Here is a 21,769-nt window from a genome sequence, read left to right on the forward strand (position 1 = left end):
AAGACGTGTCGATGAGCGACGAGAACGCATACCAGGCGCTGACCGAGGCCGAGCCGGACGGCGAGTCGCGGTGGGCCTTCGGCACCGGGTTCGACGACCCGCTGTCCGGTGTGGACACCACGCTGCCGGACGGCGTCGACGGCGCCGCGCTGGGCGAGTACTGCACGATGCTCGGCGACGACGCGCTGGTGCTCTCGCACCGGCTCACCGAGTGGGTGACCAACGCGCCGGAGCTGGAGGACGAGCTGGCGCTGGCCAACATCGCGCTCGACCTGCTCGGCCAGGCCCGACTCCTGCTGTCGCGGGCCGGGCAGGCCGACGGTTCCGGGCGCGGCGAGGACGAGCTGGCCTACTTCCGGGAGGATCGCGCCTACCGCAACGTCCGGCTGGTGGAGGTGCCCAACGGCGACTTCGCCGAGACCCTCGCCCGGCTGCTGGTCTTCTCGACCTGGCGGCTGGCGCTGTTCAGCCGGCTGGCGGACTCCCGCGACCCGGTCGTGGCCGCGATCGCGGCCAAGGGCGTCAAGGAGCTGGCCTACCACCGGGAGTACGCCGCGCGGTGGGTCGTGCGCCTCGGCGACGGCACCGAGCTCTCCCACGAGCGCATGCGGGCGGGGATCGAGGCGGTGTGGCCGTTCGTCGACGAGCTGTTCACCACCCACGACGTCGAGCGGCGCATGACCGAGGCCGGGGCCGGAGTGGACCCGGCGCAGGTGCGCGCGGAGTTCGACGAGGTGCTGGCGCAGGTGCTGCGGACCGCACTGCTGCCGCTGCCGGAGATCGCGCCGCTGTCGGGAGTCAACGGTGCCGCCGGGCGCGACGGCATCCACACCGAGCACCTGGCCTATCTGCTCGCCGAGATGCAGAGCCTGGCACGAGCGCACCCGGAGGCGACGTGGTGACCGGCACCAGCATCGACGCGCGGCGTGCGCTGGAGATCGCGCGCACGGTGCCCGATCCCGAGCTGCCCGTGCTGACGCTGGCCGACCTCGGGGTGCTGCGCGAGGTCGAGACCACCGAGGGCGGCGGGGTCGTCGTCTCGATCACGCCGACCTACTCCGGCTGCCCGGCGATGGCCGAGATGCGCGCCGACCTGCGCAGGCGGTTGCACGACGCCGGGTTCGACGACGTCGAGGTCCGCACCGTCCTGCACCCGGCGTGGACCACCGACTGGATCAGCGAGGAGGGCAGGCGCAAGCTCGCCGAGTACGGCATCGCACCGCCCGGCAGCGCCCCGCGGCACGGGCCCGGACCCGTACCGCTGACGCTGAGCGCACCGGCGCCGCGCGTGCCGTGCCCGCACTGCGGATCGGCCGACACCGAGGAGGTCTCGCGGTTCAGCGCGACGGCCTGCAAGGCGCTGCGGCGGTGCCGCGCGTGTTCCGAACCTTTCGAGCACATCAAGGAGATCTGACGTGCCCCGTTCCGCTCCCGTCGCGGCCGACGCCTCCGACGCCGGTGCGCATCCGGTCACCCAGGCCCCGGTGCGCCGCCGCACGGCCTTCCACACGCTCACGGTCAGCCGGGTGGAGCGGCTGTGCGACGACGCGGTCGCCGTCAGCTTCGACGTGCCCGGTGAGCTCGCGGGCGAGTACGACTTCCGGCCCGGCCAGTCGCTGACGCTGCGGCGCGAGGTCGGCGGACGCGAGGAACGCCGCTCCTACTCCATCTGCGCGCCGCACGGCAGCGCGCCGCGCATCGGCGTGCGCCACGTCCCCGGCGGGCTGTTCTCGTCGTGGCTGGTGCACGAGGTCCAGGCCGGGGACCGGATCGACGTCATGCCGCCCACGGGCGGCTTCACCCCGGACCTCGGCGCCGACGAGCGGCACGTGCTGGTCGCGGCGGGGTCGGGCATCACGCCGGTGCTGTCGATCGCGAGCTCGGTGCTGCGCGAGACCGCAGCGACCGTGACGCTGCTCTACGGCAACCGCCGCAGCGACACGGTGATGTTCGCCGACGAGCTGGCCGACCTGAAGGACACCTACCCGGCCCGGCTGGAGCTGGTCCACGTGCTCTCCCGCGAGCCCCGCGAGTCCGAGCTGTTCACCGGCAGGCTCGACGCCGCGAAGCTGCGCGCGATCCTGGACGCGGTCGTCGAACCGTCCGAAGTGGACCACTGGTGGCTGTGCGGTCCGTACGGGATGGTCCGCGACGCCCAGCAGGTGCTGCGCGAGCGCGGCGTGGCGAACCGGTCGGTCCACCAGGAACTGTTCTTCGTCGACGACGTCCCGCCGGAGCCGGTCCGGCACGAGGAGCCCGCCTTCGAGGGCCCGACCAGCGAGGTCACCGTGGTGCTCGACGGCAGGGCGACGCCGCTGTCGCTGCCCAGGGACGTGCCGGTGCTCGACGCCGCCCAGCGGGTCCGCCCGGACCTGCCGTTCGCCTGCAAGGGCGGCGTGTGCGGGACGTGCCGGGCGAGGGTCACCGACGGCGAGGTCCGCATGCGGCGCAACTTCGCCCTGGAGGAGTCCGAGGTCGAGCAGGGATTCGTCCTGACCTGCCAGTCGCTGCCGGTAACCGACACCGTCACGGTGGACTTCGACTCCTAGGCGACGCTGGGGATCACTGATCCGGCGTGATGCGGGGGCGAGACCTTCAAGGGTTCGAGGGTTCGCCCAGCGTGGCCTTCCGGACTTGGCGCGGAAGGACCAACGCGGTGAGGGCGATTGCTACCAGACCAAGGCTGCCGACAGCGGCCGCGGTCATCGTCACATCCAGGCCGATTTCCAACGCCGCAGGCGTCGGTTGGAACGCCTCCTCATAGTCATATGCCACCCGCCACAGGATCCAGTACCCCACGAAGCCGGCTGCCACGACGAACGTCAGCGCCACACCGAGCCGCACTGCCCACCGACGGCGCGGGCGAACGCCCAGCACCACTATGGCTGCAGGCGCGATCACAACAGCACCGACGGGCCCGAGCAGGAACACGACTTCGGCGAAACTCATGCCGCGTGAGGTTACCCCTGTGGGCGAGTGCCCAGGCAACAAATCATCGGGATGGACTTGAGAACTGCTCGTCCAGGCAACCGGCACCGCCACACGAGCAAGTTCGCCTCGCGCATCACAGCGGGGTGGGCGAGTCCTCCATGTCGGCCATGAGGTCGCCGTGGCGGTCCAGCCGCCGCAGCACGTCGTCGCTGGTGAAGACCAGCTCGTCCGGTTTGGTGCAGCCGCGGACCTCGTCCCAGGTGACCGGTGTGGACACCGTCGGCCTGGCCCGTGCGCGCAGCGAGTACGGGGCGACGGTGGTCTTGGCGGTGTTGTTCTGGCTCCAGTCGATGAACACCTTGCCCTCGCGCTCGGCCTTGGCCATCTTCGCCACGACCGACTCCGGGTGTTCGGCCTGCATGTGCTGGGCGATCTCCTTGGCGTACTCCGAGGTGCGCTTCGGCGAGTCCACGCGCACCGGGCAGTAGAGCTGGAGTCCCTTGGAGCCGCTGGTCTTGGGGTAGGGGCGCAGCCCCTCCGCGCGCAGGACGTCGTGCAGCAGCTCGGCCACCCGGCAGCAGTCCACGATGGTGGCGGGTTCGCCGGGGTCGAGGTCGAACACCAGGATGTCGGGCGGGTTTCGGGTCCCGTCGGCGTCGACCTTCCACTGCAGCACGTGCAGCTCCAGCGCGGCCAGGTTCGCCGTCCACACCAGCGTCGGCAGGTCGTTGACCACCACGTGGTGGTTGAGCGCGCGCCCGGTGCCCTCGGCGCCGCTGATCAGGGCGACGGTGGGCAGCCAGTCGGGCGCGTGGCGGCCGACGTTCTTCTCGTAGAAGGAGAACCCGCCCACGCCGTCCGGGAACCGGATCAGCGTGGCGGCGCGGTCGCGCAGGTGCGGCAGCATCGCGGGCGCGACCCGCTGGTAGTAGTCGACCACGTCGCGCTTGGTGAACCCGGTCACGGGGTAGAGGACCTTGTCCAGATTGGACAGCTTGAGCCGGCGGCCCGACACCTCGACGGTGACGTCGCTGCCCGCCATCGCCGCCTCCTGCCCGCTCATGACGCCCTGCGGCGGCGCCTGCCGCCCGAAGCCGAGCCCTGCGACTCGGCGACCGCGGCCTCCAGGTCGGCGCGCTTCATCTTGGAGCGGCCCTTGATGCCGAGCTCCTTGGCCTTCTTGTCGAGCTCGGCCTTGCTCAGCGCGGAGACGTCCTGCTCCTCGTCGCGCTGGCGGGGAACCTGGCCGCCCCGCCCGCGGCGGGCCTGGTCGACGCTGCGGCGCAGGGCCTCGGTCAGGTCGATGACGTCGCTGGGCTCGGCGGGCGCCTCCTCGACCTCCGGGGCGCGGCCCTCGGCCTTGTCCTCCAGCAGCTTCTCCACCCGCGCGGTGTAGGTGTCCTCGTACTGCTCGGGCTCCCAGTCCCCGCTCATCGACTCGATGATCATGGTGGCCATCTGGATCTCCTTGTCGCTGGGCTTGGCCACCGAGGACGCGTCGCCGACCAGCTCGCCGGGGTCGCGGATCTCGTCGGCGAAGAACATCGTGTTCAGCGCCAGCACCGAGTCCTCGGCGCGCACCGCGGTCAGGTACTCCCGGCCGCGCATGACGAAGGTGGCGATGCCGACCTGGTTGGTCTCGTCCATCGCCCGCCGCAGCAGGTTGTAGGGGCGGAAGTGCTCCTTGCTGCCGGGCGCGAGCCAGTAGGTCTTCTGGAAGTACACCGGGTCGATCGCGTTGAGGTCGACGAAGGTGTTGATGTCGATGGTGCGGGAGAGCTTGGGTGCGATCTCGTCCAGCTCGGACGGTTCGACGGCGACCAGCACGCCGCCGACCTCCCGGCCCTTGACGATGTCGTTGTAGCCCACCTCGTCACCGGTGCGTTCGTTTACCCGCTTCATCCGCACCCGGTCGGTGGTCCCGCGCTCGTACTGGTGGAACTGGATCGAGTGGTCCTCGGTCGCGGCGTAGAGCCCGACCGGGATGGTCACCAGGCCGAAGTTGATCGAACCGGTCCAGATCTTTCGCGGCATGGCGCGCCTCCCTTGCCATCGCGCTTCAACCATGCGGCCCGCCGCGCAAGATCGCAGCACCAGCCACCGTCGCGGTCGGTACCTCGAAATGCCCGGTCAGCGGGTGCGCGAAACGACCTGGTGGGTGCCGTCGGGCAGTCGCCTCGTGCGCCCGCGGCGGGCGAGGAACTCCAGCAGCACGACCGCGACCCGCCGGGTGGTGCCCAGCGCGCGGCGAGCCTGGCTGACGGTGAACGGCGCGGGCAGTTCGGACAGCAGGTCGACGGCGTGGTCGTCGGCACCCGGCAGCAGCACGATTCCCGGCGCGATCCGCAGCAGTTCGCCCGCGCGTTCGGCCGCGGCGAGCTCCTTCTCGCCCACGCCCAGCTCGGTGAGCTCGTCGGCTGTCGGCGCTTCGAACGGGCGGGCGGTGAGCTTGTCGCGGACGGTGGCCAGCGCCCGGCGCAGCGGCTCCGGCAGCGGGGCCGGGCCCAGCCGGAGCCGGCCGCCGTCCAGGGAGATACCGGAGGCCGCGGGTGCGGCCAGCACGACGGGCAGCAGGTCCGGGTCGGGAAGGTCGAGCGCGCGCCGGGCCATCTCGGCCGGGACGCCGTCCTCCAGCGGGTGCTCGCGCCGGTGGCGGTCGAGCAGGCCGGTCAGCTCGGCGGCCAGCTGGTCGCGGTGGGCGGGGTCGATCAGCCAGTCGCCTCCGGCGGGCGGGACGGCGCCCATCGCGCGCAGCTCGTCGGCGCGGACCACGCGGCGCCTGCGCAGCTCGGCCGCGCCGTCGGGGCGGCCGTCCATCGTGGCCAGCTCCAGCGCCCGCCGCTGCGCGGCTCCGCGCCGGTCGAGCGCGGGCGGCCGGACGTCCAGGACGAGCGCGCCCGCGCGTGCCTGCCGCCCACCGGACTCGCGCAGGAGCGCGCGGTCGCCGATGCGCAGCGGCAGCGGCGCGCGCAGCGCGAGGCGCGCGGTGTCGACGTCGAGCGGGCGGACACGGACCGGCACCGAGGCCGAACCGATGTGCAGCGCTAGCTCGCGCGGCAGCTCCTTGGCGACCGATCCGCTCAGCCGGACGTCGACCAGATCGGTGTCCAGCCAGCGGCCGGGTGAGAGCAGCACGTCGCCCCGGCCGATGTCGTCGGCCTCCACGCCGCGCAGGTTCACCGCCACGCGGGACACCGCGCGCGCCTCCTGCACCGGGGAGCCCAGCGCCTGCATGCCCCGGATCGCCACCCCACGTCCCGACGACCCGAGCCGCAGCCGCATGCCGGTGCGCAGCGTGCCCGCGGCCAGCGTGGCGGTGACGACCGTGCCCGCGCCCCGGATCGTGAAAGCGCGGTCGACCCACAGCCGGACGTCGGCGTCGGGGTCAGGCGCGGGCAGGCGGTGCAGCAACTCGTCGAGCGCGCCGCGCAGGTCGTCGAGCCCCGCGCCGGTCGCGCCGCTGACCCGCACGACCGGGCTGTGCGCCAGCGAGCTCTGGTCCAGCCGGTCCCGCGCCTCGGCGATCGCCGGCTCCGGGTCGGCGAGGTCGCAGCGGGTCACCGCCAGCAGGCCGTGGCGCACCCCGAGCGCGTCGAGGGCCTCGAGGTGCTCGGTCGACTGGGGCATCCAGCCCTCGTCGGCGGCCACGACGAACAGCACCGCGGGCACCGGCCCGATCCCGGCGAGCATGTTCGGCACGAAGCGGTGGTGCCCGGGCACGTCGACGAAGGCGACGGTGCAGCCGTCGGCCAGCGTGGTCCAGGCGAAGCCCAGGTCGATGGTCAGACCGCGGCGCCGTTCCTCCGACCAGCGGTCGGGCTCCATCCCGGTCAGTGCCCTGACCAGGGTCGACTTGCCGTGGTCGACGTGTCCGGCGGTGGCGACGACGTGCATCACAGCGCCGCCTCCCGCACCGCGCGGACGAGCACCTCGTCGTGTTCGGGGTCCAGGGCGGCCAGGTCGAGCAGGCAGTGGCCGCGTTCGAGCCGGGCCAGCACCGGCGGGTGCCCGGCGCGCAGCCGCTCGGCGAACAAGCGCGGTAGCCGCACCGCGGCGCTCGCCAGCTCCACGCCCGGCGCGCCACCCCCGCCCACGGTCGCCGACGAGTGCTGCACGTGGGCGTCGACGCCCGCCTCGTTGAGCGCCGCGGCGATCTTCTCCGCGCGGCCCAGCAGGCTCGCCCGGTCCCGGCGCAGCGCGTTCTCGACGGGCGTGTCGGGTCCGCGCAGCGTGGCCTCCAGCGCGGCGAGCGTGAGCTTGCCGACCCGCAGGGCGCGGGCGAGCGGGTGCCGGGCGAGCCTGCGCACGAGCTCGGCGCGGCCGAGGACGATGCCGGCCTGCGGCCCGCCCAGCAGCTTGTCGCCGCTGGCGATCACCAGGTCGGCGCCCGCGGCGAGCGTGGTCGCCGCGTCGGGTTCGCCGGGCAGCGCGGGGTGCGGTCGCAGCAGCCCGGAGCCGATGTCGACGACCAGCGGTACGTCCAGGCCGCTCAGCTCGGCCACCGGGACCGAGGAGGTGAAACCGCTGATCACGAAGTTGGACGGGTGGACTTTGAGGACGAACCCGGTCTCCGGTCCGACGGCGTCGAGGTAGTCGGCGCGGTGGACCCGGTTGGTGGCGCCGACCTCGCGCAGCCGGGCGCCGGTGGAGGTGAGCAGTTCGGGGATGCGGAACCCGTCGCCGATCTCGACCAGTTCGCCGCGCGCCAGCACGATCTCCCGGTCCCGCGCCAGCGCGGTCGCCGCCAGGGCCAGGGCGGCGGCTCCGTTGTTGACCACGTGCGCGGCCTCGGCGCCCGGCACGGCCTCCAGCAGCGCCGCCAGAGCCGACTCGCCGCGCTTGCCGCGCGCGCCGGTCGTCAGGTCGAGCTCGACGTTCGTGGTGCCCGCGGCCTCGCGCACCGCGTCGATCGCCGCCTGCGACAGCGGTGCCCGGCCGAGGTTGGTGTGCAGCACGACGCCGGTCGCGTTGAGCACCGGCCGGATGCCCGAGGCCGACTCCGGCAGCGCCTCCAGCGTCGCGGCGAGCACCTGCTCGGGCTCGATCTCCCCGGCACGCGCTCTTCGCTGGGCGTCGTGCACCGCCCGCTTGACCAGATCGCGGCCGAGGCGGGAGGCGGCCGCCGCCACCGGCGCGGCGCCGAGGACGTCGTCGGTGGCCGGTACGCGCCTGCGCGGGTCACCCATGCGCCGCACTATATGTGCTCCGGCGGTAGCGGGCACGAAGATCAACGCCACATTGGACCAACGCATATTGTTACAACAGACATTGACAACGTTGGTACTGTCCCAGGCATGTCCAGCAGCCCTGTTCCCGACCCGGCGCAGTACGCCCGGTTCCGGGAACTCCAGCAGCTCGCGTACTCGGCGGCCGAGGCCGTCGCGCGCGGACTCGAGCCCGGCGTCACCGAACGGGAGGCGGCCGCGCGGCTGCGGCACCACCTCGTGGAGCGCGGGGTGCAGGACTGGTTCCACACCCCGTTCGCCTGGTTCGGCGACCGCACCGCCTTCCGCGGGTTCAAGGTGCCGCTGCAGTTCTTCCCGACCCGCAGGCGGCTCGAGGAGGGCATGCCGTTCATCCTGGACTGCGCACCGGTGCGCGACGGCTACGTCGCCGACATCGGCTACTCGGGATGCCTCGGCGCCAACCGGATCCACGACAAGCTGATGGACGACCTCGCCGCCTACCGCGAGCTGATCGTCGAGCAGGTTCGGGCCGGGCGCAGGCTCAGCGACATCTACCGCGCCGTGGACGCGCTGATCAGCGAGCAGGGCTACGACAACCGGCACCGGGTCTACCCGGGGCGGGTGATCGCCCACCAGGTCGGCATGGTCCGCTCCCGGCTGCCGAGGTTCGTCGCGGCGGGCTTCGGCGTCCGGGCGCTGCAGACGCTCGCGCAGGACCTCCTCGTCGAGCGCATGCACCACCGCTCACCGCTGTGGGCGGACGGCAGGATCTCCCGGCACCCGGCGACGCCGGGCATGTGGGCGGTCGAGCCGCACATCGGATTCCGCGGCGTGGGAGTCAAGTTCGAGGAGATCCTCGTGGTCGAGCAGGACGGTGACGCGTTCTGGCTCGACGACGACCTCCCGCACGTGCGCCGCAGGCAGGACAGGAAGGTGACGCGATGACGCGCCGAGTGGTGACCACCGGCGACGGGCTCTCCCTCGCGGTCTGGGAGCACGGCGACCCGGACCGGCCGACCGTGGTCGCGGTGCACGGCTACCCCGACGACCACTCGGTGTGGGACGGCGTCGTTCGCGTGCTCGCCGAGCACTACCACGTCGTCACCTACGACGTCCGCGGCGCGGGGGAGTCGGACAAGCCCCGTGAGCGGGCGGCCTACCGGCTCGACCGGCTCGTCGGCGACCTCGCCGCGGTGCTCGACGCGGTGAGCCCGGACCGGCCCGCGCACCTGCTCGCCCACGACTGGGGCTCGATCCAGGCCTGGCAGGCGGTCACCGAGGAGCAGCTCCGGGCGCGCATCGCCTCGTTCACCTCCATCTCCGGGCCGTGCCTGGACCACGCCGGGGCGTGGATGCGCGGGCAGTGGCGCAGGCCGACGCCCCGCAACCTGCGCCAGTTGCTCACTCAGCTGGCCTTCTCCGGCTACATCGGTTTCTTCCAGCTGCCGGTCCTGCCGGAGCTGGCCTGGTACAGCGGCGCGATGTCGCGGCTGCTGTCCACTGTGGAGAAGATGGACCCGGTGGCGGACGGGACCCCGCCGCGGCCGCGGATCGCCGACGGCGTGCGCGGGCTGGAGCTGTACCGGGCGAACATGATGCCTCGCCTGTCCGCTCCCCGCGTCCGGCGCACCAGCGTGCCGGTCCAGGTCCTGGCGCCGACCGGCGACCCGTTCGTGAGCACTCCGCTGCAGGCCGCCGCGGCGCGCTGGGTGCCGGAGATGCGGCTCCGGCGGCTGCCCGGAGGGCACTGGCTGCCCCGCACCCGGCCCGAGCTGATCGCCCGGTGCGCCGCCGAGCTGGTCGAGAACGTGGAGTCCGGCGCCGAACCGAGGTCGCTGCGGCAGGCCCGGGTGGGTTCGGGCCGGTTCGCCGACCGGCTGGTCGTGATCACCGGCGCGGGCAGCGGCATCGGGCGCGCGACCGCGCTGGAGCTGGCCGAGCGGGGCGCCGAGATCGTCGCCGCCGACGTCGACGAGAAGGCCGCCGCGCGCACGGCCGAGCTGGCGGCGCTGCTCGGCCCCGGTGCGACGCCGTACCAGGTCGACGTCTCCGACGGCGAGGCGATGCAACGCTTCGCCGAGGACGTCCGCACCCGGCTCGGCGTGCCCGACATCGTCGTCAACAACGCCGGGATCGGGATGGCCGGCGCCTTCGCCGACACCACGACCGAGGACTGGGAACGGGTCATCGACGTCAACCTGTGGGGCGTCATCCACGGCTGCCGCCTGTTCGCGCGGCAGATGACCGAGCGCGGCGAAGGAGGCCGGATCGTCAACATCGCCTCCGCCGCGGCGTACCTGCCCTCGCGCACGCTGCCCGCCTACTCCACGACCAAGGCCGCGGTGCTGGCGCTGAGCCAGTGCCTGCGCGCCGAGCTGGCATCCGCGGGCATCGGAATCACGGCGGTCTGCCCGGGGCTGGTCAACACCGGCATCACGTCGACGACCAGGTTCGTCGGCACCGGCGAGGAGGAGCAGGGCAGGCGCAGGCTGGCCGCGACCGCGCTGTACCGGCGGCGCGGCTTCACCCCGGAGCGGGCCGCGGCGGGCATCGTCCGCGCCATCGAACGGGACGCCGCCGTCGCGCCGATCACCGCCGAGGCCCGCGCCGGCCTGGTGCTGTCACGGCTGACACCCGGTCTGCTGCGCGCCGCAGCGCGCATCGAGGCGAACCCGAGGTAAGGGAGGAACAGCGATGTCCGATCAGGACCGGCACCTCGACCCCGGTGAGCCGGACCGGGTCGCGCTGCACGCCCGCGACGTCGATTTCGACTGGGCGGACCTGCCGATGCACTGGATCCCCGGCGAGCCCTTCGCCACCCACATGATCAACGTGCTGCACCTGCTGCTGCCCGAGGGCGAGCGGTGGTTCGTCGAGGTGTTCAAGCAGGCGCTGCCGCTCATCAGGGACGAGCACCTGCTGGAGGACGTGCGGGGCTTCATCGGCCAGGAGGCCGTGCACGCCGAGTCCCACCAGGGCGTCATCGACCACTTCGACGCCCACGGCCTGGACACCACCCGCTACGTCGAGCAGGTCACCTGGATGTTCCGCAAGGTGCTCGGCGACCGCCCGTACGAGGGGGAGCGGCGGGAGGAGTGGCTGGTCGAGCGGCTGGCGCTGGTCGCGGCCATCGAGCACTTCACCGCCTTCCTCGGGCAGTGGATCCTCGACGCCGACGCGCTCGACGAGGCCGGCGCCGACCCGACGATGCTGGACCTGCTGCGCTGGCACGGAGCGGAGGAGGTCGAGCACCGGTCGGTGGCCTACGACCTCTACATGCACGTGGACGGCCGGTACGGGCGCCGGGCGCGGGCGATGGTGATCGCCGGGTTCGCGCTGTTCGTGCTGTGGACGCGGGGAGTGCGGTACCTGATGCGCCACGACCCGGTGCTGCGCGGTTCGCGCAAGGCGCGCTGGCGCGACCTGATCCGCTCCGGCCGGCTGGGCATCACGCCGTCGCTGTGGCAGCTTCTGCGTGCGTTCCCGGCGTTCTTCCGCCGCTCCTACCACCCCTCGCAGCACGGGTCGACCAGCCAGGCGATCGCCTACCTGGCCAAGTCGCCCGCGGCCCAGGCCGCCGAGCACTGATGGACGCCACGTTCGGCGGCGAGGTCCCGCCGCACCTGCACACCGGGCGCGGCGCGGACCCGTTCCTGCGGTTCCTCGCCCGCGCCTCGGCGGGACTGGAATGGCTCAACCGGCGCGGTTCGCGGCGCAGGCCGCCGGTGGTGGCCGTCGACCGGGATCTGCGCGTGGTCGTCGACCGGGTCCGCGCCGAGGCCGAGGAGGTGGTCAGCCTCCGGCTCCGGGCGGCCGACGGCTCGGCGCTTCCCGCATGGCAGCCGGGCGCGCACCTCGACGTCGTGCTGCCGTCGGGCCGGATCCGCCAGTACTCGCTGTGCGGCAGCACCGCCGACCGCCACCACTACCGCGTCGCCGTCCGGCGGATCGCAGACGGCGGCGGTGGGTCCCGCGAGGTCCACGACGAACTGGGGGAGGGCAGCGCGCTGGTGGTCCGCGGGCCGCGCAACGCCTTCCCCTTCGTCACCGCCGCGCGCTACCTGTTCGTGGCCGGCGGCATCGGGATCACCCCGATCCTGCCGATGGTGCGCACCGCCGCGGCTCGCGGCGCCGACTGGCGGCTTGTCTACACCGGACGGTCGCGGGACTCGATGCCCTTCCTGGACGAGCTCGCCGCGCTCGACCCCGCGCGGGTGTGGATCCGCCCCGACCGCGAGTACGGCGTGCCCGCCTCCGGCAGCGAGTTGCTGGAGCACGCCCCCTCCGACCCGGCGATCTACTGCTGCGGGCCTACACCCATGATCACCGGGGTGCGGATCGACGCCCGGCGCACCGGGCAGTGCGCGGTGCACTGGGAGCGGTTCTCGGCTCCACCGGTCGTCGACGGCAGGCCGTTCCAGGTGGAGCTGGCAACCGACGGCCGGGTCCTGGACGTGCCCGCCGACCGCTCGGCCCTCGACGTGATCCGCGAGCTCCGCCCGCAGGTCGCCTATTCCTGCCGTCAGGGATTCTGCGGCACCTGCCGGGTCGAGGTCGTCTCCGGCGCGGTCGAGCACCGCGACCACGTGCTGACCGACGACGAGCGCGGCGGGCACATGATGATCTGCGTGTCCCGAGCCCGCGGCGACCGCCTGGTGGTGGACCTGTAGTTCGCGGCCGGGCCCGAGCCTCAGCCGCGCTCCTGCCTGCGCCGGCGGTAGGACCGCGTCTTCATCCGGTTCCCGCAGCCGCTGCTCGCGCACCAGCGCCCGTTGCGGGGCTTGGAGTGGTCGTAGAAGACGTTCCGGCAGTTGTCGGCCGCGCACATCTTGATCCGGGCCCACGTCCCGTCGATGCTCGCGCGGACGGCGTCGGCGAGCAGCCGGGCGAGTGCGCCGCGCACGCCGTCCTGGACGGGCCGCAGGCCAACGCCGCCGTCGTCGCCGACCACGGCGCGCAGCGGGAGCTCCCGGCCGAGTTCTGCCATCGCGTCTTCGGGCGGGCTTTCGCGGGTCCGGTTGGCGTCCGCGCAGTCCCGCAGCACCTCGCGCAGCCGCAGCGCGATCCGGAAGTCGGTCGCGTCGGCGTTCGTGCCGGGCGGCACCAGGTCGCGAGCGGAGAGCCAGCCGGCCAGTTCGGCGGGTGAGGTCAGCTCGTCGTACGGGGTCAGCCCGCCGAAGGTGCGCTCGTCGAGCGTGTTGAGGAAGTCGAAGAGCACCACCCGCGCCTCTGGCACCTGGTGGTGCTCGGACCAGCGGATTCCGTGTCCGGGCGGCATGGGCGACCTCCTTCCGCGATGCTAGCTGACACCAGCATACGCGGTTTGCTAGTGTCGCAATTATTCGATCAGAGCCGGCCTCGCGCCGCGCCTGCTACGCCGCCCCGGCGCGGGTCGTTCGCGGCGGGCGCGCTGGTGGTCGTGCTCCTCGGCTGCGGGCCGGGAGAGCGGTCCCGCCTGCGGCCCTCCTCGTCCCGGCAGGTCGCGCCGGGAGCAGCGAAGTGCGAGAACGACAACGAAGAAGGGAAGTCCGATGTCGACCGAACGTGGGCGCACCGTGGCGGTGCTGGGCACCGGCATCATCGGCGCCGCCGTTGCGCGCAACCTCGCCCGGGCCTCGTTCGACGTGCGGGTCTGGAACCGCACGCGCTCGAAGGCCGAACCGCTGACCGACGCGGGTGCGGTCGTCGCGGCCACCCCGGCGGATGCCGTCCGGGGAGCGGAAATCGTGCTGACCGCGCTCAACGACGGACCTCGGGTGCTGGAGGCGGTCGAGGCCGCCGCGCCCGGCCTGGCCGAGGGCACCGTCTGGGCTCAGCTCAGCACCGTCGGCGTCGACGCGGTGGGGCCGCTGGCGGCGTTCGCCGAGAAGCACGGCCTGGTCTTCGTCGACTCGCCGGTCGTGGGAACCCGCCAGCCGGCCGAGCAGGGCCAGTTGGTGGTGATGGCCTCGGGGCCGGAGCCGGTGCGCGAGGCTTTGCGTCCGGTGTTCGAGGTGATCGGCAAGCGCACGCTGTGGGTCTCCGACGACGGTGCGGGCGGGGCGAGCTCCCGGCTCAAGCTCGCGCTGATGAGCTGGGCGTTCGCGCTGACCCACGGCACCGCGGAGTCGCTGGCCATCGCCGAGGGCCTGGGCGTCGATCCCCGACAGGTCCTCGACGTGATCGCGGGTGGTCCTATGGACAACGCCTACCTGCAGCTCAAGGGTGCGGCGATCCTCGGCGAGGACTACACGCCGAGCTTCACCGTCGACAACGCCGAGAAGGACTCGCGGCTGATCGTGGAAGCCGCCGAGCAGGCCGGTGTCCGGGCCGACCTGGTGGAGGCGGGCCTGCGGCGCTACCGCAGGGCGGCCGAGGCCGGGCACGGCGGCAAGGACATGGCCGCCAGCTACCTGGCGAGCTTCGGATGACCGGCGGGCCGGCGGGATCACCCTGCGATCCCGCCGGCCCGCGGAGCTGGCGGAGGCGGACGGGAATCGAACCCGCCTGACCGAGATGCCCGGCCACGTCGGTTTTGAAGACCGCGGGGTCCACCAGGAGCCCTTACGCCTCCGCCGCCGAGCATATGAGCTGCCGCGCCGCCGCGTCGGAGCGGGCCTTCCACAGAGGCCGGACGCCGCCGGAAATCCGCTCAGGAGACGTGATCATTTGTCGTAGGCTCGTGCTGGGAGAAGAGGGGGCACCTGGTGCACACCGATCAATTCGTCGAGATCAACTCCGAAGCCGAGATGCGCGAGCTCGTCGGCCCGCCGTTGCGGCGGGCGGTGGACAAGACCCGGCCCGCGCTGCACGAGCTGGACCGCCAGTGGCTGGCGGAGTCGCCGTTCTGCCTGATCGCGACCTCCGGGGCGGACGGCTCGTGCGACGTCTCGCCCAAGGGCGACCCGGCCGGTTTCACCGTGGTGCTCGACGACCGCACTATCGCCATCCCCGACCGCAAGGGCAACCGCCGCGTCGACGGGTTCCGCAACGTGCTGGCCAACCCGCACGTCGGGCTCATCTACCTGCTGCCGGGCCGCGGTGACACGCTGCGCGTCAACGGCAGGGCGAGGCTCCTGCGCGACGCGCCGTTCTTCGACCGGATGGCGGTCGAGGGAGTCCGCCCGTCGCTGGCGCTGCTGGTGGAGATCGACGAGGTGTTCCACCACTGCTCCAAGGCGTTCCTGCGCTCCGGCCTGTGGAAGCAGGAGACCTGGAACGGCGAGTCCGTGCCGTCCCGCGCCCGGATCGCCAAGGCGCTGGAGACACCGGACCTCTCGCTGGAGGAACTCGAGCGCTACTACGGCCCGGACTACGCCAGGAACCTGTACTGAGCGATCAGCGATGCGCCGTGGGCCCGCGGCGAATAGCGTCGGGGCATGGACCTCGAAGCTGCGACCACGCACCGGCTCACGCAGTACGCGCACGGCGGCGGCTGCGCCTGCAAGATCCCGCCGGGCGAGCTCGAAGCCATGGTCTCGGGCCTGGCCGAGCCGCACCCGGAGCTGCTGGTCGGACTGGACGGCGGTGACGACGCCGCGGCCGTGCGTATCGGCGTGGACGGGGCCGTGCTGAGCACGGCGGACTTCTTCACCCCCGTCGTCGACGACGCCTACGACTGGGGGCGGATCGCCGCGGCCAACGCGCTCTCCGACATCTACGCCATGGGAGGGCGTCCGGTCCTGGCGATCAACCTGCTCTGCTGGCCCAGGGACGTGCTGCCGGTCGAGCTGGCGCGTGAGGTGCTGCGCGGCGGCGCCGACGTCGCCCGGGCGGCGGGCTGCCCGGTCGCGGGCGGGCACAGCGTCGACGACCCCGAACCCAAGTACGGCATGGCGGTGACCGGACTGTGCGATCCGGACGCGCTGCTGCGCAACGACGCCGGGCGCCCGGGGCTGCCGCTGTCGCTGACCAAGCCGCTGGGGATCGGTGTGCTCAACACGCGGCACAAGGCGACGGGTGAGGTCTTCCCGCAGGCGGTCGAGGCGATGACGACGCTCAACGCGAAGGCCGCCGCCGACGCGGTGGCGGCCGGGGTGCGCTGTGCGACCGACGTGACCGGCTTCGGGCTGCTCGGCCACCTGTTCAAGCTGGCCAGGGCCAGCGGGGTGTCGGCGGTGGTCGACGCCGCGGCCGTGCCGTACCTGCCCGGTGCGCGCGGGGCGCTGCGCGACGGCTACGTCAGCGGCGGCACCAAGCGCAACCTTGACTGGGTGCGCCCGCACACCGACCTGTCGGCGGTCGACGAGGACGAGGCGCTGCTGCTGGCCGACGCGCAGACCTCGGGAGGTCTGCTGGTCGCCGGTGAGGTCCCGGGTGCTCCGGTCGTCGGCGAGCTGGTGCCGCGCGGCGGGCACGTCGTCACGATTCGCTGAGCGGCGCCCGACCTGCGATCACGGAATCCGTCCCCTCCTCGCGTTGCGAGCGGTGGGAGGTGGTGGTCTCCTGGAGATCAAGCGGTTCGAGGAGTGGTACATGGCCGAGTGGCTGCGGTGGCCGGTGATCCGCCAGCTGACCGGGTCCGACCCGCTGGGTCGCGGCTCGGCGGCGCGGTCGCGGCGCACCGATGCCCTGCGTTCCCGGACCGAGGACGCCGACGGGGTCGTGCGCTCGGTCTGCCCGTACTGCGCGGTCGGCTGCGGCCAGCGCGTCTTCGTCCGCGACGGCGAAGTCACCCAGATCGAGGGTGATCCCGACTCGCCCATCAGCCGCGGCAGGCTCTGCCCGAAGGGCTCGGCGAGCCGCGAGCTGGTCACCTCGCCGTCCCGGCAGACCAGGGTGCGCTACCGCAGGCCGCACGGCACCGAGTGGGAGGACCTCGACCTCGACACGGCGATGGACATGATCGCCGACCGGGTCCTTGCGACCCGCGACCAGACCTGGCAGGACACCGACGGCAACGGCAGGCGCCTGCGCCGCACGATGGGCATCGCGAGCCTCGGAGGAGCGACCCTCGACAACGAGGAGAACTACCTCATGAAGAAGCTCTACACCGCCCTGGGCGCGCTGCAGGTCGAGAACCAGGCCCGCATTTGACACTCCTCCACGGTTCCCGGTCTGGGGACCTCCTTCGGGCGCGGCGGCGCCACCACCTTCCAGCAGGACCTCGCCAACGCCGACTGCATCGTCATCCAGGGGTCCAACATGGCCGAGGCGCACCCGGTCGGCTTCCAGTGGGTGATGGAGGCCAAGCGGCGCGGCGCCAGGATCATCCACGTGGACCCGAGGTTCACCCGGACCTCGGCCATGGCGCACCAGTTCGTGCCGCTGCGCGCGGGTAGCGACATCGCGTTCCTCGGCGCGCTGATCAACCACGTGCTGACCAACGACGCCTACTTCCACGACTACGTCGTCGCCTACACCAACGCCGCGATGATCGTCTCGGAGGAGTTCGAGGACACCGAGGATCTCGACGGGGTGTTCTCCGGCTTCGACGCCGAGGCCGGCAGCTACGACATCCAGACCTGGCAGTACGAGGGCAGCGACGCGATGTCGGCGGTCGGCGGGCACGGGCCCGAGCGGGAGCCGTCGAAGAGCCACTCGCGGGAGCGGGAGGCCAGCCGCCCCGAGCGCACCGGATCGGGCGGGCCGGTCTACCACGGGCAGCCCGAGACGGACCCGACGTTGCGGCACCCGCGGTGCGTCTTCCAGATTCTCAAGCGCCACTACGCCCGCTACACGCCGGAGATGGTCGAGGAGGTCTGCGGGGTCCCGCGCGAGCAGTTCCTCGCGGTGGCCGAGACGATCGTGGCCAACTCCGGGCGCGAACGCACGACCGCCTTCGCCTACGCGGTCGGCTGGACCCACCACACGGTCGGGGTCCAGTACATCCGGGCGGCGTCGATCCTGCAGCTCCTGCTGGGCAACATCGGCAGGCCCGGCGGCGGCATCCTCGCGCTGCGCGGGCACGCCAGCATCCAGGGCTCCACCGACATCCCGACGCTGTTCAACCTGCTGCCCGGCTACATCCCGATGCCGCACGCCCACACCGACACCGACCTGGACGCCTTCGTGGCCCAGGACGAGTACGCCAGCGGGTACTGGGGCAACATGCGCTCCTACATCGTCAGCCTGCTCAAGGCGTGGTGGGGCGAGCACGCCACGGAGGACAACGACTTCTGCTTCGACCGGCTGCCGCGCCTGACCGGCGACCACGGCTCCTTCCAGACCGTGATCGACCAGATCGAGGGCAAGGTCAAGGGCTACTTCGTCATCGGCGAGAACCCCGCGGTGGGCACCGCCAACGCGCGCCAGCAGCGGCTGGGGCTGGCCAACCTGGACTGGCTCGTGGTGCGCGACCTGAACATGATCGAGACCGCCACCTTCTGGAAGGACGGCCCGGAGATCGAGAACGGCGAGACGGCTCCGGAGGACATCGGCACCGAGGTGTTCTTCCTGCCCGCCGCCGCCCACACCGAGAAGGACGGCACGTTCACCAACACCCAGCGGCTGCTGCAGTGGCACCACAAGGCGGTGGAGCCCAAGGAGGATCAGCGCAGCGACCTGTGGTTCTACTACCACCTCGGCCGCAAGCTCCGCGAGAAGCTGCGCACCGCCGAACGCACCACCGAGCTGCGCGAACGCGACCGGGCGCTGCTGGAGCTGACCTGGGACTACCCGACCGAGGGCGAGCTCGACGAGCCGAGCGCGGCGGCGGTGCTGCGCGAGATCAACGGCTTCGGCCCGGACGGGTCGCTGTCCAGCTACACCCAGCTGCGCAGCGACGGATCCACCCGCTGCGGGTGCTGGATCTACTGCGGTGTCTTCGCCGACGGCGTCAACCAGTCCGCGCGGCGCAAGCCGGGCCGCGAGCAGAGCCCGGTCGCACCGGAGTGGGGCTGGGCCTGGCCGGCCAACCGGCGGATCATCTACAACCGCGCCTCGGCCGACCCCGCAGGCAGGCCCTGGAGCGAGCGCAAGGCCTACGTCTGGTGGGACGAGGCGCGCGGCGAGTGGACCGGCCACGACGTGCCGGACTTCGACAAGGGCAAGCGCCCGGACTACGTGCCGCCCGAAGGCGCCGTCGGACCCGACGGCATCTCCGGCACGGACCCGTTCATCATGCAGAGCGACGGCCGCGGGTGGCTCTACGTGCCCGCCGGACTCGTCGACGGCCCGCTGCCCGCGCACTACGAGCCGCAGGAGTCGCCGCTGTCCAACCGGCTGCACACCCACCAGCAGCGCAACCCGGCGCGCCAGGTGTACTCGCGGCCGGAGAACCGCTACCAGCCCAGCGGCGACGAACCGGGCGCGGAGGTCTACCCGTACGTGTTCACCACCTTCCGGCTCACCGAGCACCACACCGCGGGCGGGATGAGCCGCTGGCTGGCGCACCTGTCGGAGCTGGCGCCGGCGATGTTCCTGGAGGTCTCCCCGGAGCTGGCCGCCGAACGCGGCCTGGAGCACCTGGGCTGGGCGACGGTCGTCACCGCGCGCAGCGCCATCGAGGGCCGCGTGCTGGTGACCCCGCGGATGCGTCCGCTGCGCCTCGGGGGCCGCACGATCCACCAGATCGGGATCCCGTGGCACTGGGGGTCCAACGGCCTGACCACCGGCGACGCGGCCAACGAGCTGATCAACGTGGCGCTGGACCCCAACGTGCACATCATGGAGACCAAGGCGGGCACCTGCGACATCCGTCCCGGCCGGCGACCGCGGGGCCCGGAGCTGGCCAGGTTCGTCGAGGACTACCGCAGGCGGGCGGGCATCACCGAGCTCACCGGCACCGAGTACTCCGACGACCCGCGGCGCACCGGCGAAGGACGAGGGGAGTGACGGCAGTGACCGACAACCGGCTCAGCGGGCCGCTGGCCGACCCCGCGGGCGATGCGGGCTACCCGGCCGACCACCCGGAACGGGTCGGGTTCTTCACCGACACCAGCGTCTGCATCGGGTGCAAGGCGTGCGAGGTCGCCTGCAAGCAGTGGAACCTGCTGCCCGAGGACGGCGTGGAGCTGACCGGCATGTCCTACGACAACACCGGTGCGCTGGGCGCGAGCACGTGGCGCCACGTCGCGTTCATCGAGCAGCACGTGGACTCCGAGGCCGCGGCTGCCGCGGCCCCGGAGTCGGTGGACCTCGGGATGCCGGGCATGGGCCCCTCGGGCGGCGACGGGTCGGTGCGCTGGCTGATGTCGTCGGACGTGTGCAAGCACTGCACCCACGCCGCGTGCCTGGACGTCTGCCCCACCGGCGCTCTCTTCCGCACCGAGTACGGAACCGTCGTCGTCCAGGACGACGTGTGCAACGGCTGCGGGTACTGCGTGCCCGCCTGCCCCTACGGCGTGATCGACATCCGGCCCGGCGACGGCGGCGCGTTCAAGTGCACGATGTGCTACGACCGGCAGGGCGCCAGGCTGGCACCGGCGTGCGCGACGGCTTGCCCGACCGAGTCGATCCAGTACGGCCCGCTGGAGGAGCTGCGGGAGCGCGCCGCGGCCAGGGTGGACGAGCTGCACGCCCAGGGCGTGACCGAAGCCAGGCTCTACGGGCACGAGCCCGACGACGGCGTCGGCGGTGACGGCGCGTTCTTCCTGCTGCTCGACGAGCCCGAGGTCTACGGGCTGCCGCCGGACCCGGTGGTCACCACGCGGGACCTGCCGTCGATGTGGCGGTGCGCGGCGGCAGCGGCGGCCACCGGCGCCGCGCTCGTCGCGGGCTGCTTCCTGGGGAGGAAGAAGTGACCGAAGTGGACACCGGCACCGACTTCCGCTCGTACTACGGCAAACCGGTGCTCAAGGAGCCGGTGTGGAAGGTCCCCGACGTCCCGGCCTACCTCTACATGGGCGGTCTGGCGGGCTCGTCGTCGACGATGGCGCTGCTGGCGGATCTCACCGGTAGGCCGGAGCTGGCGCGCAACGGCCGCATCGCCGCGGCCGCGGGCGCCGCGGCGAGCGTGGTCGCGCTGGTGCACGACCTGGGCCGGCCGACCCGCTTCCTCAACATGCTGCGCGTTTTCAAGCCGACCTCGCCGCTGAGCGTCGGTTCGTGGATCCTGGCGCCGTTCTCCGCGCTGGCCGGCGCCGCCGCGGCGAGCGACCTCACCGGGTACCTGCCGGCGCTGGGGCGGCTGAGCGCCGGGGCGGCGGGCGTCATCGCCCCGGCGATGACCACCTACACCGCGGTGCTGCTGGCCGACACGGCGGTGCCCGCCTGGCACGAGATGTACCGGGAGCTGCCGTTCGTCTTCGCGGGCAGCGCGGTGGCGAGCGCGGGCGGCATGGGGATGATCACCACGCCGGTGGCCCAGGCCGGGCCCGCCCGCCGGATGGCGGTGGCGGGTTCGGCGCTGGAGCTGGCCGCCACCGAGCGGATCCACCGGCGCGAGGGGATCGTCGGGGAGGTCTACGAGAAGGGGCGTGCGGGCAAGGTGCTGCGGATGGCCAAGGCCCTGACCGTGGCGGGTGCGGCCACGGCGCTGTTCGCCGGCCGCAGCAGGACGCTCGCGGTCGCCTCCGGGCTGTGCCTGACGGCCGCGGGCGTGGCCACCCGCTACGGCATCTTCGACGCCGGCCGGGTCTCGGCCCGGGATCCCCGCTACACCATCGTCCCGCAGCGCGAGCGCAAAAGCGCCGAGGAACGCCTCGGGGTGAGCAGCTAGGCCCGAGCATCAGCCAGGTCCCGGAACGGCGCACCGGCCGGGATGTCCGCAGTGGACGATCCCGCCGGGCAGC

Annotated in this window: 19 protein-coding genes and 1 tRNA gene; 13 read left to right on the forward strand and 7 right to left on the reverse strand. The window is 72.8% G+C overall.

The window, feature by feature from the left end:
* The first annotated feature begins 11 nt into the window (after positions 1-11).
* The 3 genes from paaC to paaE all read left to right on the forward strand — a co-directional run bounded on the left by paaC (position 12) and on the right by paaE (position 2,549).
* Positions 12-902, forward strand: coding sequence for a 1,2-phenylacetyl-CoA epoxidase subunit PaaC (paaC, locus tag SACE_RS17195; RefSeq protein ID WP_009942157.1), 891 nt, complete (start codon positions 12-14; stop codon positions 900-902).
* On the forward strand, positions 896-1,414 hold the full coding sequence (gene paaD, locus SACE_RS17200) for a 1,2-phenylacetyl-CoA epoxidase subunit PaaD (protein ID WP_009942155.1): 519 nt from the start codon (positions 896-898) through the stop codon (positions 1,412-1,414). The genes paaC and paaD overlap by 7 nt, the downstream gene beginning before the upstream one ends.
* Before the next feature lie 70 nt (positions 1,415-1,484).
* Entirely contained in the window at positions 1,485-2,549 is a 1,065-nt protein-coding gene (gene paaE, locus SACE_RS17205) for a 1,2-phenylacetyl-CoA epoxidase subunit PaaE (protein ID WP_029621354.1), read from the forward strand.
* 46 nt (positions 2,550-2,595) lie between these two features.
* On the opposite strand, the gene SACE_RS17210 is transcribed toward paaE, so the two are convergent.
* From SACE_RS17210 to selA, 5 genes are all read right to left on the reverse strand, one after another.
* Positions 2,596-2,949 (reverse strand): hypothetical protein, encoded by a 354-nt coding sequence (locus SACE_RS17210; RefSeq protein ID WP_009942152.1) that lies wholly within the window; start codon positions 2,947-2,949, stop codon positions 2,596-2,598.
* A 115-nt stretch (positions 2,950-3,064) separates the two neighbouring features.
* Positions 3,065-3,973 (reverse strand): non-homologous end-joining DNA ligase, encoded by a 909-nt coding sequence (gene ligD / locus SACE_RS17215; RefSeq protein ID WP_009942151.1) that lies wholly within the window; start codon positions 3,971-3,973, stop codon positions 3,065-3,067.
* A 17-nt stretch (positions 3,974-3,990) separates the two neighbouring features.
* Positions 3,991-4,965: a non-homologous end joining protein Ku gene (ku, locus tag SACE_RS17220; RefSeq protein WP_009942150.1), complete on the reverse strand. Its 975-nt coding sequence runs from the start codon at positions 4,963-4,965 to the stop codon at positions 3,991-3,993.
* Positions 4,966-5,061: 96 nt separating this feature from the next.
* Positions 5,062-6,825 carry a selenocysteine-specific translation elongation factor gene (gene selB / locus SACE_RS17225; RefSeq protein WP_029621353.1) on the reverse strand — a complete coding sequence of 588 codons (1,764 nt, stop codon included), beginning with the start codon at positions 6,823-6,825 and terminating at the stop codon, positions 5,062-5,064.
* Positions 6,825-8,117, reverse strand: a complete 1,293-nt coding sequence (gene selA, locus SACE_RS17230; RefSeq protein ID WP_011874065.1) for an L-seryl-tRNA(Sec) selenium transferase — start codon at positions 8,115-8,117, stop codon at positions 6,825-6,827. Before selA ends, selB begins: the two co-directional genes overlap by 1 nt.
* Positions 8,118-8,225: 108 nt before the next feature.
* Here selA and SACE_RS17235 point away from each other — a divergent pair, with 108 nt between their 5' ends.
* The 4 genes from SACE_RS17235 to SACE_RS17250 are packed head-to-tail and all read left to right on the forward strand — an operon-like array spanning position 8,226 to position 12,787.
* Positions 8,226-9,062 carry a M24 family metallopeptidase gene (locus SACE_RS17235; protein ID WP_009942145.1) on the forward strand — a complete coding sequence of 279 codons (837 nt, stop codon included), beginning with the start codon at positions 8,226-8,228 and terminating at the stop codon, positions 9,060-9,062.
* Positions 9,059-10,798, forward strand: a complete 1,740-nt coding sequence (locus tag SACE_RS17240) for an SDR family oxidoreductase (protein ID WP_011874066.1) — start codon at positions 9,059-9,061, stop codon at positions 10,796-10,798. Before SACE_RS17235 ends, SACE_RS17240 begins: the two co-directional genes overlap by 4 nt.
* Positions 10,799-10,811: 13 nt before the next feature.
* Positions 10,812-11,705 carry a metal-dependent hydrolase gene (locus SACE_RS17245; RefSeq protein ID WP_009942143.1) on the forward strand — a complete coding sequence of 298 codons (894 nt, stop codon included), beginning with the start codon at positions 10,812-10,814 and terminating at the stop codon, positions 11,703-11,705.
* Positions 11,705-12,787, forward strand: coding sequence for a PDR/VanB family oxidoreductase (locus tag SACE_RS17250; protein WP_009942142.1), 1,083 nt, complete (start codon positions 11,705-11,707; stop codon positions 12,785-12,787). Before SACE_RS17245 ends, SACE_RS17250 begins: the two co-directional genes overlap by 1 nt.
* Before the next feature lie 20 nt (positions 12,788-12,807).
* Here SACE_RS17250 and SACE_RS17255 read toward each other — a convergent pair whose 3' ends face one another.
* A complete protein-coding gene (locus SACE_RS17255; protein WP_009942141.1) occupies positions 12,808-13,395 on the reverse strand; it encodes a CGNR zinc finger domain-containing protein in 588 nt (195 codons plus the stop codon).
* Positions 13,396-13,486: 91 nt separating this feature from the next.
* On the opposite strand from SACE_RS17255, the gene SACE_RS17260 reads away from it, so the two are divergent.
* Positions 13,487-14,527, forward strand: a complete 1,041-nt coding sequence (locus tag SACE_RS17260; protein WP_269453547.1) for an NAD(P)-dependent oxidoreductase — start codon at positions 13,487-13,489, stop codon at positions 14,525-14,527.
* 47 nt (positions 14,528-14,574) lie between these two features.
* Here SACE_RS17260 and SACE_RS17265 read toward each other — a convergent pair.
* Positions 14,575-14,670: transfer RNA gene (locus tag SACE_RS17265), tRNA-Sec, on the reverse strand.
* A 175-nt stretch (positions 14,671-14,845) separates the two neighbouring features.
* Here SACE_RS17265 and SACE_RS17270 point away from each other — a divergent pair.
* The 5 genes from SACE_RS17270 (at position 14,846) to nrfD (ending at position 21,696) form a co-directional block, all read left to right on the forward strand.
* A complete protein-coding gene (locus SACE_RS17270; protein ID WP_173401351.1) occupies positions 14,846-15,430 on the forward strand; it encodes a pyridoxamine 5'-phosphate oxidase family protein in 585 nt (194 codons plus the stop codon).
* 45 nt (positions 15,431-15,475) lie between these two features.
* Positions 15,476-16,471, forward strand: a complete 996-nt coding sequence (gene selD / locus SACE_RS17275) for a selenide, water dikinase SelD (protein ID WP_009942137.1) — start codon at positions 15,476-15,478, stop codon at positions 16,469-16,471.
* A 100-nt stretch (positions 16,472-16,571) separates the two neighbouring features.
* Entirely contained in the window at positions 16,572-19,871 is a 3,300-nt protein-coding gene (fdh, locus tag SACE_RS17285; protein WP_157355911.1) for a formate dehydrogenase, read from the forward strand.
* 5 nt (positions 19,872-19,876) lie between these two features.
* Positions 19,877-20,779, forward strand: a complete 903-nt coding sequence (locus SACE_RS17290; RefSeq protein ID WP_009942132.1) for a 4Fe-4S dicluster domain-containing protein — start codon at positions 19,877-19,879, stop codon at positions 20,777-20,779.
* Positions 20,776-21,696 carry an NrfD/PsrC family molybdoenzyme membrane anchor subunit gene (gene nrfD, locus SACE_RS17295; protein ID WP_009942131.1) on the forward strand — a complete coding sequence of 307 codons (921 nt, stop codon included), beginning with the start codon at positions 20,776-20,778 and terminating at the stop codon, positions 21,694-21,696. Before SACE_RS17290 ends, nrfD begins: the two co-directional genes overlap by 4 nt.
* The last annotated feature ends 73 nt before the right edge of the window (positions 21,697-21,769 follow it).

Origin of the sequence: Saccharopolyspora erythraea NRRL 2338, from assembly GCF_000062885.1 — a bacterium.
GTDB lineage: Bacteria > Actinomycetota > Actinomycetes > Mycobacteriales > Pseudonocardiaceae > Saccharopolyspora_D > Saccharopolyspora_D erythraea.

Coding starts and splice junctions, on each gene's coding strand:
- paaC (WP_009942157.1), top strand. CDS start 12: ATGAGCGACGAGAACGCATACCAGGCGCTGACCGAGGCCGAGCCGGAC.
- SACE_RS17210 (WP_009942152.1), bottom strand. CDS start 2,949: ATGAGTTTCGCCGAAGTCGTGTTCCTGCTCGGGCCCGTCGGTGCTGTT.
- ligD (WP_009942151.1), bottom strand. CDS start 3,973: ATGGCGGGCAGCGACGTCACCGTCGAGGTGTCGGGCCGCCGGCTCAAG.
- ku (WP_009942150.1), bottom strand. CDS start 4,965: ATGCCGCGAAAGATCTGGACCGGTTCGATCAACTTCGGCCTGGTGACC.
- selB (WP_029621353.1), bottom strand. CDS start 6,825: ATGCACGTCGTCGCCACCGCCGGACACGTCGACCACGGCAAGTCGACC.
- selA (WP_011874065.1), bottom strand. CDS start 8,117: ATGGGTGACCCGCGCAGGCGCGTACCGGCCACCGACGACGTCCTCGGC.
- SACE_RS17235 (WP_009942145.1), top strand. CDS start 8,226: ATGTCCAGCAGCCCTGTTCCCGACCCGGCGCAGTACGCCCGGTTCCGG.
- SACE_RS17240 (WP_011874066.1), top strand. CDS start 9,059: ATGACGCGCCGAGTGGTGACCACCGGCGACGGGCTCTCCCTCGCGGTC.
- SACE_RS17245 (WP_009942143.1), top strand. CDS start 10,812: ATGTCCGATCAGGACCGGCACCTCGACCCCGGTGAGCCGGACCGGGTC.
- SACE_RS17250 (WP_009942142.1), top strand. CDS start 11,705: ATGGACGCCACGTTCGGCGGCGAGGTCCCGCCGCACCTGCACACCGGG.
- SACE_RS17255 (WP_009942141.1), bottom strand. CDS start 13,395: ATGCCGCCCGGACACGGAATCCGCTGGTCCGAGCACCACCAGGTGCCA.
- SACE_RS17270 (WP_173401351.1), top strand. CDS start 14,846: ATGCGCGAGCTCGTCGGCCCGCCGTTGCGGCGGGCGGTGGACAAGACC.
- selD (WP_009942137.1), top strand. CDS start 15,476: ATGGACCTCGAAGCTGCGACCACGCACCGGCTCACGCAGTACGCGCAC.